17 protein-coding genes are annotated in these 15,754 nt (G+C 63.3%); 10 read left to right on the forward strand and 7 right to left on the reverse strand.

Going from position 1 to position 15,754, the window contains the following annotated elements; genetic code table 11:
- Positions 1 to 27: 27 nt before the first annotated feature.
- The 3 genes from LH19_RS06090 to LH19_RS06100 all read left to right on the forward strand — a co-directional run bounded on the left by LH19_RS06090 (position 28) and on the right by LH19_RS06100 (position 1,796).
- Positions 28 to 411, forward strand: coding sequence for a DUF305 domain-containing protein (locus LH19_RS06090; RefSeq protein ID WP_054733098.1), 384 nt, complete (start codon positions 28 to 30; stop codon positions 409 to 411).
- Between the two features lie 60 nt (positions 412 to 471).
- Positions 472 to 921: a DUF411 domain-containing protein gene (locus tag LH19_RS06095; protein ID WP_054725907.1), complete on the forward strand. Its 450-nt coding sequence runs from the start codon at positions 472 to 474 to the stop codon at positions 919 to 921.
- A 323-nt stretch (positions 922 to 1,244) separates the two neighbouring features.
- On the forward strand, positions 1,245 to 1,796 hold the full coding sequence (locus LH19_RS06100) for a DUF2231 domain-containing protein (protein ID WP_234716099.1): 552 nt from the start codon (positions 1,245 to 1,247) through the stop codon (positions 1,794 to 1,796).
- Positions 1,797 to 2,101: 305 nt separating this feature from the next.
- Here the strand turns inward: LH19_RS06100 and LH19_RS06105 are convergent, their stop codons facing one another.
- On the reverse strand, positions 2,102 to 3,085 hold the full coding sequence (locus LH19_RS06105; protein WP_234716100.1) for an NAD(P)/FAD-dependent oxidoreductase: 984 nt from the start codon (positions 3,083 to 3,085) through the stop codon (positions 2,102 to 2,104).
- A gap of 207 nt (positions 3,086 to 3,292) precedes the next feature.
- Here LH19_RS06105 and copC point away from each other — a divergent pair, with 207 nt between their 5' ends.
- From copC to LH19_RS06125, 4 genes are all read left to right on the forward strand, one after another.
- Positions 3,293 to 3,676, forward strand: coding sequence for a copper homeostasis periplasmic binding protein CopC (copC, locus tag LH19_RS06110; protein WP_443018835.1), 384 nt, complete (start codon positions 3,293 to 3,295; stop codon positions 3,674 to 3,676).
- 4 nt (positions 3,677 to 3,680) lie between these two features.
- Positions 3,681 to 4,607, forward strand: coding sequence for a copper homeostasis membrane protein CopD (gene copD / locus LH19_RS06115; RefSeq protein WP_054725914.1), 927 nt, complete (start codon positions 3,681 to 3,683; stop codon positions 4,605 to 4,607).
- Between the two features lie 232 nt (positions 4,608 to 4,839).
- On the forward strand, positions 4,840 to 7,530 hold the full coding sequence (locus LH19_RS06120; RefSeq protein ID WP_054733108.1) for a vitamin K epoxide reductase family protein: 2,691 nt from the start codon (positions 4,840 to 4,842) through the stop codon (positions 7,528 to 7,530).
- A 189-nt stretch (positions 7,531 to 7,719) separates the two neighbouring features.
- On the forward strand, positions 7,720 to 9,654 hold the full coding sequence (locus tag LH19_RS06125) for a cytochrome c/FTR1 family iron permease (protein WP_054725917.1): 1,935 nt from the start codon (positions 7,720 to 7,722) through the stop codon (positions 9,652 to 9,654).
- Positions 9,655 to 9,770: 116 nt separating this feature from the next.
- Here LH19_RS06125 and LH19_RS06130 read toward each other — a convergent pair whose 3' ends face one another.
- From LH19_RS06130 to LH19_RS29825, 5 genes are all read right to left on the reverse strand, one after another.
- Positions 9,771 to 10,106 carry a four-helix bundle copper-binding protein gene (locus LH19_RS06130; RefSeq protein WP_234716101.1) on the reverse strand — a complete coding sequence of 112 codons (336 nt, stop codon included), beginning with the start codon at positions 10,104 to 10,106 and terminating at the stop codon, positions 9,771 to 9,773.
- A gap of 69 nt (positions 10,107 to 10,175) precedes the next feature.
- Positions 10,176 to 10,628, reverse strand: coding sequence for a hypothetical protein (locus LH19_RS06135; protein ID WP_456114885.1), 453 nt, complete (start codon positions 10,626 to 10,628; stop codon positions 10,176 to 10,178).
- 20 nt (positions 10,629 to 10,648) lie between these two features.
- Positions 10,649 to 11,421 (reverse strand): IS5 family transposase gene (locus LH19_RS27815; protein WP_145923346.1). Its coding sequence is split into 2 segments (ribosomal slippage): positions 10,649 to 11,103 and positions 11,103 to 11,421, totalling 774 coding nucleotides; the frame shifts between segments, so codons are not numbered across the junction.
- A 50-nt stretch (positions 11,422 to 11,471) separates the two neighbouring features.
- Positions 11,472 to 12,332, reverse strand: coding sequence for a hypothetical protein (locus LH19_RS06150; protein WP_456114886.1), 861 nt, complete (start codon positions 12,330 to 12,332; stop codon positions 11,472 to 11,474).
- Between the two features lie 108 nt (positions 12,333 to 12,440).
- Complete coding sequence (locus LH19_RS29825) at positions 12,441 to 12,722, reverse strand: integrase core domain-containing protein (RefSeq protein ID WP_137405594.1); 282 nt, start codon at positions 12,720 to 12,722, stop codon at positions 12,441 to 12,443.
- A 174-nt stretch (positions 12,723 to 12,896) separates the two neighbouring features.
- Here LH19_RS29825 and LH19_RS06155 point away from each other — a divergent pair, with 174 nt between their 5' ends.
- Positions 12,897 to 13,094: a hypothetical protein gene (locus LH19_RS06155; RefSeq protein WP_054725919.1), complete on the forward strand. Its 198-nt coding sequence runs from the start codon at positions 12,897 to 12,899 to the stop codon at positions 13,092 to 13,094.
- A 192-nt stretch (positions 13,095 to 13,286) separates the two neighbouring features.
- Here the strand turns inward: LH19_RS06155 and LH19_RS06160 are convergent, their stop codons facing one another.
- Positions 13,287 to 14,759, reverse strand: coding sequence for a multicopper oxidase family protein (locus tag LH19_RS06160; protein ID WP_054725922.1), 1,473 nt, complete (start codon positions 14,757 to 14,759; stop codon positions 13,287 to 13,289).
- A 245-nt stretch (positions 14,760 to 15,004) separates the two neighbouring features.
- Between LH19_RS06160 and LH19_RS06165 the strand changes: the two genes are divergently transcribed.
- Both LH19_RS06165 and LH19_RS06170 read left to right on the forward strand, forming a co-directional pair.
- Positions 15,005 to 15,325 carry an ArsR/SmtB family transcription factor gene (locus LH19_RS06165; RefSeq protein WP_037530392.1) on the forward strand — a complete coding sequence of 107 codons (321 nt, stop codon included), beginning with the start codon at positions 15,005 to 15,007 and terminating at the stop codon, positions 15,323 to 15,325.
- Between the two features lie 2 nt (positions 15,326 to 15,327).
- Positions 15,328 to 15,753, forward strand: coding sequence for a YeeE/YedE family protein (locus tag LH19_RS06170; RefSeq protein ID WP_054725925.1), 426 nt, complete (start codon positions 15,328 to 15,330; stop codon positions 15,751 to 15,753).
- Position 15,754: the final 1 nt, after the last annotated feature.

Raw genomic sequence — 15,754 nt, forward strand, 5'->3', positions numbered from 1 at the left:
TTGACTGAGTCCAAGAAGGAGAAGTCAATGTTTAAGACAATTACAGTTCTGGCTCTGGCGGCGATGGCAGCGAGTCCAGCTTTGGCTCAGCAGCAGACGCAAGGCATGGACCACTCGAAAATGCAGGGCATGAACCACGACAACATGCCTGGCATGAACACGCCCTTCATGCCCGCCGAGATGGCGATGCAGAAAAAGATGATGGCGGCCAAGGGCGCCAATGCGAGCGAGACGTGGATCCGCAAGATGATCGAGCATCACCGCGGTGCGATTGCCATGTCGCAGATCGTTCTGCGCCAATCACCCGATGCGAAGACCCGGCAAATGGCTGAGAAGTCGATTGCCGAGCAAAACAAGAGCATTGGCGAACTCCAGGCGATGCTCCAGTCGATGGGCAAGCGTCCTCAGTGATAACCTTCGTTCCTCCCGCCCCACAACGAGCGGGCGGGAGGAACGACCAAGGAGTTTCCCATGAAGACAGCTTTGCGATCCGCGTTTACTGCCGCAGCCTTGTTGGTTCCGGTTGCCGTCAGCGCGGCCACCCCGATCGTCATGCACCGCGATCCCGGCTGCGGCTGTTGCGCCAAGTGGGCCGCGCAGGTGCAGCGGCAGTTCGGGCGCCAGGTGCGCGTCGTCGATGATCCCAACCGCCCGGCGCTGCAAAAGCGCGCGGGGGTTCCTGCGGACGTCTCGTCCTGCCACACAGCAATCGCCGATGGCATGGCTTTCGAGGGCCACGTGCCGATCGCCGACATGAAGCGGGCTCTCGCGACCCGGCCCAAGGGTGTGCGGGGCCTCGCGGTCGGCGGCATGCCGCTCGGCTCGCCGGGAATGGAAGTGCCCGGCGTCAAGGCGCAGGCCTATGACGTGGTTGCCTTCGGTTCCGGCGGGCGCCGCCTGTTCGGTCGCCACGGCAGCTGATCAGCCGCCGCAGCCAGCTTAGCTCCGCCATCAGAGCCGTCTTGAAGAGCAGACGGAAAGTCTCACAGAAAAAGCCAACGGGCGGGTGAGGGGCGAAGGCGGCGCGTGCGTAAACGGAATTAGATGAACACAGATCAAGGGGACGGGTGATGGGCGTTAAAAGAGGCGGAGCCTTCGCTATACTTCTTGCGGTTGCAATGTCAGTCAGCACGGCGGCATCGGCGCACGAAGACCACAACGCTCTCGGGGCCGGTCCCGGGCCAGTCGCTAACAGCGCAGCCGAGACGCAGAAAGCGGATGGGGCAGACGCTGGCGATGGCCACATGGGCATGGGCTCTATGTCGACAGTGGACATGAACATGGGCGGCCGCGATATCGCCGGCGACGACATGGACATGGGGGGCATGCACGAGGAAGGCGCCAACAAGAACAAGAGTTTCGGCGAACGGCTGGTGAGCTGGCTGGGCCGCCTGCACACCATGGTCATTCATTTTCCCATCGCCCTGTTCATCGGTGCGTTCGGGGTGGAGCTTTTCGGGTTGTGGCGCCGCAACCGGGACTATCAGCATGTCGCACACATAATGCTGGCCGTCGGCGCCCTGGGAGCGATCGCGGCGGCGTTCCTGGGCTGGTTCGCGGGTGGCTTCTACCTGACCGACCGCAACCCCATCCTGATGACGCATCGCTGGCTCGGCACATTGATCGCGGTGTTTGGCGTCGCGCTGGCTTGGATGGCAGCGCGCCACCGCAAGGGTCCGGACCGGTCTCGGACGTTGTACTGGGTGGTGCTTGGCCTGATGACGCTGGCGATCTCGATCCAGGGGTTCCTCGGCGGAACCTTCATGCATGGCGGAATAAACCACTTGGCGTTCTGAGGGGGCCGGCGCTCAGTAGACGTTCGCGTGTTCGCGCGGTTCAAATGCAATGCGACGAGCTGCTACAGCGCTGACCTTCTGGCAGATCGAGTAACTCTCGGCACCGTTAGAAGCGCACCGTCTGGACGCCGACGCCGCGTGTGTGTGCGAGCCGGGATCGTAGTGCGGGATCATTGAACGGAGAAAGGCTGTGTAGCCGAGTGTCGTCTGGGTACAGACCAGCGCGAAGCAGTCGGGAAGATGAAATGCGAGCCGCAATTGCACTCGTTCGCGGCCTTCGCTCGTCACACCGCCAATGTCTCGCGCTACGTCGGTGGTACGCTGCGAGCGAGACACAACCCGGCGATGGCGGATGCCAATCCGCTGTCGCGGTTGCGCAACAAATTATGGATTGCGGTCGCAGCGACCGCTGCTTGTCCGGTTGCGACGCTGATCTGATCGAGCCCCTCCACAACGTCGCCAACCGCGTAGAGGCCAGCAACCGAGGTTTGTTGGTGGGCGTCCGTCAGCACGCACCCTGTTGCGCTGAGCTTCGCCCGCAGCGAAGAGGCGAGCCGCGTTCGAGGCGACGAGCCGAGCGCCGGGTAAAGCGTGTCGAATTGTAGCTCAAGGCCATTGGCCAGCCGCACCTCGACATAGTCACCAAGACGCAGCTGCTCGACGGGCGAGGGGGCGACATCTATGCCCTGCTGGTTCAGCTTGGCAAGTTCGGTCGGTCCGAGGTCGAGCGAGCATTCCGCTAGAAGCGTGACCTTGGCGCCATAGGCGCGCAGAAATTCGGCTTCTTCAGCGCCATGGCCGTCGCAGCCGAGCACCGCCACGTTCGTCCGCCGAGCCTCATAACCATCGCAAATCGGGCAGTAGCGGAGAAGACCACGCGCCACGCCGATGTCATGCATTGCATCGGGCATCTCTGGACGTTTATTGACGACACCGGTAGCGAGGACAACGGTCCGCGCGTGCAGGATGTTCAGCTCGCAGCTTGCCGAGAAGTGGTCGCCTGACGCGACGATTGCGTCGATCTCACCGCTTTGGACCGTACCGCCATATTCGTGCAGCTGAGCCTGCAATCGCGCAAGAAACGTGACGCCGGAAATGCCTCCGGGAAATCCTGGCAGGTTGTGCGAACGCGGGATGGAGGCGGCGCGTCCCGCCGCCGCGTCGTAGACGACGCAGCTCCTGAGAAACCGGGACAGATAGATTGCGGTCGTGAGGCCTGCGGGACCGCCGCCCACAATCAGACAGTCGATGACCTCCTCGGGATCGCCAGTCCAGCCTTGATTGGTCAACCGCAACCTCATCATTACCCCGCGCAAGCGCCCGTCAGGCCCGTGGCCACAGCTCGTCCGGACGGGAAGGCGCAGTGAAAAGCGCTCTGTACTCCCTTCTGAATACGCGCCGATGCCGCTGACCCCTCATGCAGAGGGTGGGGCGGCGCGAAAAAGATCGTGAGGGGTTACCCGTCCGGCTGCGTAATACAGGTGAGCCCAATTGAAATGGAGATTGCCAAAATGCGCCGCTTGTTCATCACGACTGCCGCCGCCGCCCTGTTCTTCGCAGGGGGCGTGGCGAACGCGCACCCGAAGCTGGTGTCCTCCAGCCCCGCCGCCAACGCGGCCGTCGCGACCCCCGAGAAGATCAGCCTTCAGTTCAGCGAGAAACTCGTGCCGGCTTTCTCCAAGGCCGAACTTACCATGGCAGCGATGCCGGGCATGGCGGCCATGAAGATGCCCAGCAGCGCCGCAGTCGGCGCCGATGGCCGGACGCTCACCATCACCCCGAAGCAGCGCCTCCCGCGTGGGCGCTACAGCGTCGGCTGGCAGGTCGTCTCTAGCGATACACACAAAATCACCGGCAGCTACAACTTCACGGTGAAGTGAGCGAATGCTCGACTGGCCGACCGTCGCCATCCGCTTGGCGTTATACCTGGTCCTGGCGGCGCTGTTCGGCCTGTCGGCCTTCAGCCTCTATGGTCTTCGTCTTGGCGAGCGCGATGATGCAATCGCGCTGCGGCCTTGGCTCACGACAAGCGCGGCGTTCGGGTTGCTGCTCTCGGCCGCTGGCCTGATCCTCATGGCCTCGGCGATGGCCGGTTCTCCCTTCTGGCCGATCGACCAGGCAGCGGTGGCCGCGCTGCTGGGGGGCCCACCGGTTGGCACCGCCTGGAAGGTGCGCATGGTGGCACTGGTCATCGCCGGCGGTGCGGCCCTGCTGGCGCGAGGCAGAGCAGCGTGGCTGGCTATCGCCATGATTGCCGCCGCCGCGGCATTGGCGACACTCGCGTGGAACGGGCACGGCGCCATGGACGAGGGAAGCACCGGATGGCTTCACCTCGGTGCGGACATCCTCCACCTCTTGGGAGGCGGTATATGGGTCGGCGCGCTGTTCGGATTGCTTCTCCTGTTGACGCGTCGCGCCGAGGAGATCGATGCCGCGCACCTTCGGCTGACCCATCGCGCCCTGCATGGGTTCGGCGCCGTCGGCACGGTCGTGGTTGTTACCTTGGTGGTCACCGGCTTGATCAACAGCTGGCTGCTCGTCGGCCCAGCCAATTTCATGGCCTTGGGGACGACGCTCTACGGCCTGCTGCTGCTCGCAAAGCTGGTCTTGTTCGCCGGGATGCTGGGGCTCGCTTCGCTTAATCGGTTTCGCCTCACGCCGGCCTTTGAGCGCTCGATTGCCATGAACGACCATGGCGGGGCGCTTACGGCGCTACGGGCCAGCCTCGCGATCGAGACAGCCTGCGTGATCGGCATCCTGGCGCTCGTGGCATGGCTAGGCACCCTCGCGCCACCCGCGTCGGGCATGTAGGCGCTATGGACCAACCGTCCACGCAAGCGCCGCTCAGGCCTTCCTTGCGCGGCTTAACCCTCGCCTCCCAAGACACCCCCGCTTGGACTGAGCTTACGTGTCCAATGCCCTAAGTCGCCCACAGACGCTTGCGGGAATGCCGCCTCGCGCTGCAAAGCTGGGCGTGCGAGAGGATTGGTCCGGATGGGCCTCTCAGCGTTTTCAGAGATGAATGAACAAGGGTGGCAAAGTCATGACCGATGACAAACGCAGTGAAGCCGGCAGCGGCCAAGGTGGCGGCGACGTTGTTCTGATCACGGGCGCGAGCGGCTTCATCGCCGCAGCGCTGATTGCCCAGCTCGGCGAGCGCTACACGGTCGTCGGCCTCGATCGCGCCGGCCCTCCAGACCCACCGCCGCCCGCGGCGGCGATCGACATAGACCTCGGGGCGGACGAAGCGGTCCGGGTTGCGCTTGACGAGGTGCGCGCACGGTACGGCAACCGCATCGCCTCGGTGATCCACCTCGCCGCCTACTACGATATTACGGGCGATCCCAATCCGCTCTACGACAAGGTCACCGTGCAGGGCACCCGCCGGCTGATTGACGGGCTGCAATCGTTCGAAGTCGGACAATTCGTCTTCGCCAGCACGATGCTCGTTCATAAGCCGACCCCCACACCAGACGAGCGCATCAACGAGGACTCGCCGATCGGCGCGTCCTGGGCCTATCCGCAGTCCAAGGTCGACGCCGAGACATTGCTGCATGAGCGCCACGGAAACATCCCCGTCGTTTATATGCGCGCCGCCGGAGTTTACGACGACGACGGACGCTCGGCTTTTCTCGCGCAGCAGATATCGCAGATTTACGAGCACCGCCTGATTTCGCATTTCTATCCGGGCATGCTGTGTGCGGCGCAGTCGTCCGTGCACCGCGACGACTTGGCTGACGCCGTGCTGCGTCTGGTCGATCGGCGGCACGAACTGCCGTCAGAACTGCCGCTGCTCATCGGCGAGCCCGACGCACCCGGCTATGCCGAGATCCAGGACATCGTCGGCGAGGCGCTCCACGGTGAGGGCTGGAAGACGATCCGGATTCCGCAGCCGCTCGCGAAAGCCGGGATCATCCTGCAGAACGAAGCGCTCGGCAGCGACGACTTCATCCAGCCCTGGATGATCGACAGCAGCAACGACCACTATATCCTCGATGTCTCCCGCGCGCGTTCGCTGCTCGGATGGGAGCCGAAGCACAATCTTCGCGACACGCTGCCGACGATCGTTGCCGCGTTGAAGCGTCATCCCGGCGCCTGGTATCGGAACAACAAGCTCAACGAGAACCTGGTCGCCTGGAACGACAATCAAGCTTCCAAACCTGCGGAGCCGGACCACCGCCAAGCTGAAGCGGCAGTCGCCGGAATGGCCGGTATGGATCACGGCGGGATGGACCACAGCAAGATGGACCACGCGGCGATGGGGCACGAGACCGGCGGCGCGGGCGCGGCGATGTCGGGCCATGGCGGGCACGGCGATCACATGGCCTTGATGGACCGCGATGAGCGCCGTGCCCGCTGGGCGCTTTACGCCAACATCGGTCTCGGTCTGTGGCTCGCCTCCAGCCCGCTCATATACGATTCCGTGACCACGCAGAGTGTCGGCGAAGCCGCGCGCTTCGTAACTATTGATCGCGGGCTGCCGTCGATCGAGTGGCGGGCGAACGCGCTGGCGATCAGCGACGTCGTCAGCGGGTTCGCCATCGCGCTGTTCGGTGCACTTTCCCTGTCAGCCCGCACGAAGACATGGGCGCAGTGGGCGGTCGCATTCGTAGGCATCTGGCTGTTCTTCGCCCCGCTGATCTTCTGGAGCCCGAGCGCCGCTCAGTACAACAACAACCTGCTCATCGGCTCGGCCGTGATCGCCCTGTCGGTGCTCGTGCCGATGATGCCGGGCATGAGCATGGCGGGCATGATGGACCCCAAGAACACCCCCCCCGGCTGGACCTATTCGCCCTCGACCGACGCCCAGCGGCTGCCGATCGTCGCCATGGCGCTGATCGGGCTTCTGACCTCGCGTATTCTGACCGCGTATCAGTTGGGTCACATCGATACAGCCTGGGAGCCGTTCTTCGTCGGATCGCTGACCGATCCTCGCAACGGGACGGAGGAGATCATTACCTCCAACATGTCGAAGGCGTGGCCGATCCCTGACGGCGGGCTCGGCACGATCAGCTACGTGCTCGAAATCCTGATGGCGGTGATGGGCACCCGCGATCGCTGGCGCACCATGCCGTGGATGGTGGCCTTCTTCGGCATTCTGGTCATCCCGCTCGGCGTCGTCAGCATCTACTTCATCATCAGCCAGCCCATCGTCATCGGCACGTGGAGCACGCTCGCGCTGATCGCCGCACTCGCCATGCTGATCATGATCCCGTTCGCGCTCGACGAGGTGATTGCGATGGGTCAGTTCCTTCTCTGGGCACGCCGGCAAGGCAAGCCGCTGATCCGCACCTTCTTCCAGGGCGACGCGATCGAAGCCGGTGGAGAGGACACGTCCGACGCGATGGTCTCGCCAAGCAGCTTTTGGGCGGACGCGAAGAAGGGTATGACCCTGCCATGGACGCTGACTGCGAGCATCGTCATCGGCGTCCTGCTGATGCTTACCCGGGTCCTGTTCGGCACGGAAGGCGGTATGGCGAACAGCGATCACGTTGTGGGTGCGCTGGTCATCACGGTCGCGATCATCGCCACCGCGGAGGTTGCCCGCGCGCTACGGCTGATCAACGTCGCGTTCGGGGCCTGGCTCGTGGCCGCGCCTTTCCTGCTGAACGGCGTTGGTCACCTTGGTGCCGTGGCCTCGGTCGTAGCCGGCATTGCGCTTGTCGGTCTCAGCTTTCCGAGGGGGAAGCGCAGCGCCGAGCATTATGCAAGCTGGGACAAGTACGTGATCTGAAAGCATCTTCAATCACTGCTGTCCCGGTTCGCGATCACGATCTGGTCGCAGGCGACGATCGCCCGCCAGCTCTCCGGCGCGGCGATGTTCATCATCATGCCCTTGGTGGTCGCGCACGCCGACCAATGCTGCTAATGAGAGTTGTTCGCATAGTCCGCGACGAGTGAAGCTTGGAATCGACTGACCCGTATGCCGTCACCTTTGGTCGCGCTGGTCGCGTCGCTCATGCTGCTGTTGATACCCGCTACGGCGATGGCCGATACCCGCGATGTTGAAACTGCTTGGCGTCTGCTTGACTATATGGCGGTCGATTATGGCGGTGCGGTCGCCAACGGCTCGGTCACAAGCGCGTCCGAATATGCGGAGATGACGGAGTTCGCCGCTGGGGTGTCGACGCGCCTGCGCGCGCTCCCGGTCGGTCCTGAACGGCGAGCACTGGTCCAGCGGGCTTCGCAGCTCGAAGCCGTGATCGGCCGCAGGGGCTCGTCCCAAGAGGTCGCGACCCTCGCGCATGGTCTCGCCGCCGATCTGCTCAAGGCCTATCCGGTGCCGCTCGCCCCAGCCAAGGCACCCGACCCCGCCATGGGAACAAGGCTATACGTCCAAAGCTGCTCGTCCTGCCACGGCCTCACCGGCGACGGACATGGGCCTGACGCTGCCAAGCTCGCAACGCCGCCGATCGCGTTCACCGATGCCGAGCGGGCGCGCCAGCGCAGCGTGTTCGCGCTCTATCAGGTGATAAGCCAAGGTATCGATGGAACCGCGATGCAGAGCTTTGCCGATTTGCCGAACGATCAACGCTGGGCGCTGGCGTTCCGCGCCGGCAGCTTTGCCGCAACCGATGCGCAAGCGGTCGAAGGCGAACGCCTGTGGAAGTCGGACGCGAGCTTGCGGGCACGAATTCCCGATCTGAAAACCCTCGTCGCGCTGACCCCTGCCACGCTCGCGGGCAGCATCGGGCAGGCGAAAGCCGACGCGGTGCTCGCCTATCTGCGACGCTACCCCGATCGGGTGATGCAACAAGCCCCGGGCTCGCTCGCGGTCGCTCGCACCAAGCTTGCGCAAAGCCTCGCCGCATTTCAGCGCGGCGACCGGCGCGGCGCAAAGGAACTGGCGCTGTCCGCCTATCTCGACGGGTTCGAGCCGATCGAACCGACGCTCTCGGCGCGCGACCCGACGCTCATGTCCCGGATCGAAGGGGCGATGGGTGAATACCGCGCTGCTGTTGAAAGCAACACCTCGCCCGATGATGTGGCCGAACGAGTGGCAGTGCTGGGCGGCCTGTTCGATGATGCCGAGGCGGCGCTCGCGCCCGACGCCGCGACGCAGGCGTCCACCTTCTTAGGAGCCTTCACAATCCTGCTGCGCGAAGGGCTGGAAGCTCTCCTGATCGTGGTCGCCATGATCGCGTTCCTCCGCAAAGCGGAGCGGCCGGAAGCCATGCGTTATGTGCATGGTGGCTGGATCGGAGCGCTCGTTGCGGGCGGGCTTACCTGGGCGGTTGCCACCTATGCAATCGGGATCAGCGGCGCGAGCCGGGAACTGACGGAAGGATTTGGGTCGCTGTTCGCGGCCGTGGTCCTGCTCTCGGTCGGAATCTGGATGCATGGCAAGGCACAAGCTGATCAATGGCAACGCTATATCCGCGAGAAAATGTCTCGCGCGCTCTCGGGCGGGTCGGGATGGTTCCTGTTCGGGCTCGCGTTCCTGGTAGTTTATCGGGAAGTATTCGAGACGATCCTTTTCTACGCCGCGCTCTCGACACAGGGGAACACCGCGATGCTGCTGGCCGGGGCCGGCGCAGCGATCAGCCTTCTCGCCGTCATCGCCTGGGCAATGCTCCGCTACAGCCGGACGCTCCCGATTACGCAGTTCTTCCGCTACAGCTCGTGGCTGATGGCCGCTCTGACGGTCGTGCTGGCCGGTAAGGGAGTCGCTGCCCTCCAAGAGGCGGGGATCATCGACATAGCGCCGCTCGCCAGCGTGCCACGTATCTCGATGTTGGGCCTGTTCCCGACATTTCAGTCGGTGCTGGCACAACTCCTGATGCTTGCCGCGATCGTGATCGGGTTTGCCTGGAACCGCCGCGCCAAGCCGCGGGCGGTCGGGCCGCTAGCCTACTAGCGGCAGGGCAGACAACGCCCCTCTCTAAAGCGTTGCCGCAACCCTGACCGTGCAATGCACCGTCTCACGCGCGATGTAACGGGAGGGCGGCGGAGAAAGCGCCGCCCTTGGGCCATTTACGCGGCCATCTTGTCGCAAGCCTCGGCGCACTTGCGGCACGCGGCGACGCAATCCTCCATGCCGTCCAGCCCTTCGCAGCTCGACGCGCACGCCAGGCAAATCTCAGCGCACTCGCGGCAGATATGCCGGTGATGCTCAGATTTCCGCGCCATGAAGTCGATCGCGACCGCGCAAATCTGCGCACAATCGGCCATGATCTTCATGTGCTCGGGCGCGGCGTGCTTCCCGCCCATTTCCAGACAATGGTTCATCGCCATGTGAAGGCAGGTCACATAACATTCGTGGCAGGCGTCCATGCACGCCTTCATGTCGAGGTTGATCTGGTGCATCATTCATCTCCGGCTGAGCCCCCGCCCATTTGAAAATACGCGGCGCGCGCGCGTACCCCTTACCTCAATCGATCAAGCCAGCTTGCTGGAGATGGCTTTGATCGCTTTCAGCCCCGAGCCGAACCGGGCGATGGCCTCGCGGTTTCTCTCCAGCTCGCCGTAGGGAAGATACGATATGTCGAGATCGGCGACGCGGCTGAACGCGGGACGCTGTAACTGCGCGCGGACATCCGCCTCGCGGGCGTCGGGTGCGACCAGAAACAGCCCTGCGGTCGCGTGGAGGTCGCTGCCGCTCAGCGCCAAGTCGAGCATGCGCACAATGCCCGAGTAGATCGACGTCGAATGCTCGACCTCGAACGCTGCCGCGACGTGATCGCCGCCGCGCTCAAGCCACAGCACGTCGATTAGACGGATGGAATCCGCCCCCTTGGAGGTTGCGATGGAGGCGGGCAGGCGCTCAAGGCACCCATGTCCCAACGGCGATCCATTGAAGGCACGGCTGCGGTCGTTCGATGCGATCCACACGTCATAGCCGAGCGCGAGTCCTAGGGCGTAGACTCATTAGCGGCGATCCATAGGCGTGTGCAGAAGAGCTTGATGGCAGCGAGGAAGTTATCGCTTCGTTTGTCGTATCTGGTGGCCAAGCCTCTGGCGTTTTTGAGTTTCCCGAAGAAACGCTCGACCAGATTACGGTAGCGATACAGGAAGCTGCTGAACGCGAAGCCTTTGCGACGATTGCGCTTGGCTGGGATGTTGGCGAAGCCACCCTGCGCGGTGATCTGACTGCGAATGGCATCGCTGTCATAAGCCTTATCGGCGAGAAAGGTGGTGGCGTTCGGCACGGCGGCCAGCAGCCTCTCGGCCTCACGGCAATCGCTCGCCTGGCCTTCGGACAGATGCAGTTGGATCGGCAGGCCGCGACCATCAACCAGGGCATGGATCTTGGTTGTCAAACCGCCCCGGGAACGTCCCATGCAGCGATTTGGGTCCCCCTTTTTAGGGTCGCACCGTGCTGGTGGACCCGGATGGAAGAACTGTCGATCATGACCAACTCGCCGTCGAAGGCTTGGCTCACCGCTTCGAGAAGGCGGTCCCACACACCGGCTTTGCGCCAGCGCACGAAACGGTTGTAGCAGGTGGTATGTGGGCCATAGCGCTCGGGAATATCAGCCCAAGGACTGCCCGTGCGAAAGCGCCACAATATCCCGTCGATGACCCGCCGGTCATCCACACGCGGAACCCCGCGAGGCTTGTTCGGCAACAACGGCTCGATCACCAGCCACTCATCATCGGTCAGTTCAAATCTACGACGCGTCATCCAAAGCTCCTTCCCGAAGCCTTGAATCAACCGCGCCCGCGCCGCGCAAGTCAGTTTATGAGTTTACGGCCTAGATCGCGAAGCCATGCTTGGATTTCAGTATGGGTGCGCTCGTTCTCGCCTTCGCGTAGCGCCGCCTTGCTGAGCGTGCGCGCCTCCTCGCGCGCCGTCTCAAGCCGTTGTCCCCAACTTGCCAGCGCCTCGCCGCTAACATCGAGAGGAGGGGCCGGGTAGCGATCGAAGCCGATGTCGAACAGCAAGCCGCCAATCGCACCCAGGTCGTTCGATAGCAGGTCGCGGTGGCGATCGTTCAAGTCGAGTACACCCGACCGCATCGCCAGAAAATGCTCCCAGCTCCCGAGCTTCACCTTCGCGCCGGTCAGCGCGTTGTAGCCTTTGACGATCGCGGTGTTGAAGGGCGGCACCAGCGTCGGGTGAAGAAAATAGAGCAGGTTGGCGACCGCTGGCCCGAGCCCCTTGATCTTCAAGCGATCGATCGTGTGGATATGGCCAATAATTTCCTCGGCCGTGTCGCAACACGAACAGGCGTCGAGCAAGTGACCGAACGCCCGCTGGTTCTCCGGGTTTTCGTAGATATCGGGTATGCGGAGCTTCGGTTTCCAGAGAAAGGCGTGGTCGGCGCCTTTGAAAATTTGACGCTGCTCTGCGACGGAATGAACGACCGTTTCGAGCGACGATCCCCGGTAGGCGACGCCGAACGTGCCGCGCTCGATCTCACCAACGACCTGGCCAATACCACGCCGGATCGAGCGGAAGTTTTTCAACCGTTCGTCCCACAGAAACCAGCTTCGGTAGGTTGCGCCAGGATCGTCACGCCAACGGGCAATAAGACGACGAACGAGGCCACCGTGATCCTCTCCGGTAGTAATTTGGTCGGGTTGCGTGGCCATATTGTCGGTGTGATCCCCATTCGCTGAACCAAGACCTAAGCCCCTGGTCGGTGACCGTCGAGCTTCTTGATTCAGCATATCGGACCGCGAATGACGTGCTCCCCGTTTTCAGGCCGCTGATAAGTTAGCTTCGGTGTCCTCATTCCCCTGACGGGGGCGGTTGGTGAACTCGGCGGGTGCCATGCCGCCGAGGCTGCTGTGGGGACGCACGGTGTTGTACAACGAGACGACGGAACGCCCATGGGACCGACGTTCGCGAAGTTCTTTATCAGTGGCATCCCTGGACCGGGCTTCAGGTTTACATTCATGAAGTAGTCGAGCGCGCGGGGTGCGGCGTTTTCCGTTGCAGCATCGCAGGATCGGCGGCCGATCGCTGGCTCGAGATCCCAGCCTGGATGTTCGACCGCGCGGTTTGCAGCATGATGCGTGTCGACCACGCTCCCCGCGTCAATATTGGCGCGCTGGTTGCCTTGGTGAAGCTGCTGCAGGCGACGCGGCCGGTTTCGGCTTCATTGGTTTCAGGCGCAGCATCGGGCTCTCACGACTCACATCGGGGAGGTCTCCATGCCGCGCAAGTCCATGACGTTTCAGTTCGATCTGTTCTCCAGGCCCCACGGTTCCGGGATCGCGCAGAGACCGCGTTGGCAGACTCTGCCCGCGCCGACGCGGCAGACGCTGACGCCATTGATCGTGCGCCTGCTTCTCGCCCATGCCGACGGCGGCCCCGTCGCGGAGCTGCAGGAGATGCGCGATGATCTTTGAGAAGATCGGGGCTCAGCATCTCGAGCGCAAGGCGATCCTGTATGTGCGGCAGTCATCGGCCTGCCGCTAGCGAGGTGCCGCCCATCAGCATCGTTACCGCGATTAGAAATACGGCAAAAGCTCTTTTGGCAACGTTGCTCTCCTGTTGAACGGTAGACGCTGCATAAACTCTTCAGAAGTGGGAGCCTCCGCCTACGCAACACTGAACTGGCCCATCATTCCATTATCCTCATGTTCAAGGATATGGCAGTGATACATGAAAGGAGCGCTCTTGGCCGGCTGATCAAATCGGATGAGAAGCTCCACCGGCTCCTTGACGACGACCGTGTCGCGCGGCCCCTGGTCGAGAACGTCAGGCTGACCGCCCCCACGGGTGAGAACATCAAAGTGGACGCCGTGAATATGGATCGGGTGGCGCATCATTTCGCCAGACACCTCCCATATTTCGGTGGAGCCTAGCTTCACCGTCTCATCGATGCGATTAATGTCGAATGGCTTGCCGTTGATCGTCAGGCCGCCACCGCCGTTTCCTGAGCCCATCATGCCGCCCATGCCCATGTTGAGGATCAGTCGGCGACGGCGCACCGCCTTGCTGGCATCGGGCCGAGTTCGTGATGCCAGAAGGGTCGGCACGGCGCCGCTGGCACGAGCCTGTCCCGACGGCCGCGGCTCAAACCGCAGCACGGTCGCTGGCGCCGCGGCATCGGTCCTCCCGGCGCCACGCCCCATCATGCCCATGCCGCCCATCATCGCGCTGTTGGTATCAGCCGCCGTTACCAGCGAGGCGGGCCTGCCGTCCGTGAAGTCCACGAGAAGCTCGCCGCGCTGGCCCGGCGCCAAGGTTATGGATTCCAATGCCACTGCTCGTTCGAGCAGCCCCCCTTCGGTTCCGATCCAGTAAAAGCTTCGTTGATCGGAAAACGACAGCTCATAGATCCGGGCATTCGATGCGTTGACGAGCCGCAGGCGAACCAACCGGTTTGGCACTGCCGCCAGCGGGTTTACCGCTCCGTTCACAAGGGTCGTGTCGCCGCGCCGGCCCTGCATGGCGACCATCATGCCGCCTGGCATGACGAGGCGACCATTTTCGAATTGGCGATCCTGGATGAGCAGGGGCAGGTCGTCCACGCCATATTCTGACGGGAGGCCCAAGCCCTGCTCTTCGTCATCGGTTACCAGCAACGCCCCTGCCAGACCTGAATAGACTTGCTCGGCCGTCAACCCATGGACGTGTGAGTGATAAAGGAGGGTCGCTGCCGGCTGCCGGATCGGAAGCGTCGGTCGCCAGGTCGCGCCCGGCGCGATGATCTGATGGGGGCCGCCATCCAGCTCTCCAGGGATCAGAAGCCCGTGCCAGTGCACAGTCGTGTCCGCCTTGAGCCGGTTGGTCACGGCAACCGCCACATCGTCGCCGCGACGCACTCTGATCGTCGGTCCGAGATAGCTGCCGTTATACCCTAGCGTGTCGCTCGGACGGCCCGGATAGAATGAAGTCGTTCCGGACTGGACCTGTAGCGCGAATGATCGTCCAGGCTGCGCATCCAAGAGCGGTGGTATCGGGAGGGGGTTTGCACCGCCCCCGCCGAGGGAAGACGTGGAGCGCGAGCAAGCGGCGGTGGCGAACAGTGCCGCTCCGCCGGCCAACAGTGAACGTCGATCGAGCATCTAAATCTGGCCCTGCGCGCAGCGCAGCTTGGAAGCGCCACCGGCAGCCTTGTCGATCGGCATTGGTCGCCCACGCTCTAGCGCTTCAATAGCGCGCAGGACCACTTTCCTCGAAGGATGCCGCGATAGTCTGGCGAAATAGTAGCGCACGGGAAATCTCCTAAGCTGGCTTGATCGAACGCTCATCCATCATATATGTTGCATATAAGATGTCTGGACCAACCGTGCGACCTTCTCTCGTTAAGATGTCCCCAGAACTTCTGGAGGAAAAGGCCGGCGAAGCGGAAGCGTTCCTCCGTTCGCTGGCGAGCCGGCACCGTCTGATGATCCTGTGCAGCTTGCTCGGCGGGGAGCTGTCGGTAACCGAACTGGGCGAACGCCTCGGGCTGACACAATCCAATTTGTCCCGCCACCTTGCCACGCTGCGCGACGAGGGCCTGGTCGGCACGCGGCGGGAGAAAACAACGATCTTCTACCGCATCACGTCCGAACGCGTGCTGCCGATCCTGACGGAACTCTACGCACTCTTTTGTGCTGGCGCCGATCCTGAACAAGGAGAATCCTGACGATGGAGGGGTTCACCCCATTTTCGGCCATCGTGGGCGGCGCGCTCATCGGCCTCTCGGCATCCCTCCTGTGGATCGCCAACGGGCGCATTGCTGGAGTCAGTGGCATCGTCGGGGGCGTGCTTGCGCCCGTCCGCGGCGATGTGGCGTGGCGCGGAATGTTCCTGGTCGGCCTGCTCGCTGCGCCCTTGCTTTACCGGGCGGCGGGCGGCGTGCTGCCGGACCTCACGTCGCCGGCCCCAGTCGCCGGCGTGATCGCAGCCGGCCTTCTGGTGGGATTTGGGACTCGGCTTGGGAGTGGTTGCACCAGCGGGCATGGTGTCTGCGGGATAGCGAGGCTTTCGCCCCGCTCGCTTGCCGCGACCGGCGTCTTCCTCATCACGGCGGCTGCGACTGTGTACGTTGCCCGGCACGTCGTGGAGCTTTGAG

The sequence above is a fragment of the Sphingopyxis macrogoltabida genome (assembly GCF_001314325.1).
Lineage (GTDB): Bacteria > Pseudomonadota > Alphaproteobacteria > Sphingomonadales > Sphingomonadaceae > Sphingopyxis > Sphingopyxis macrogoltabida.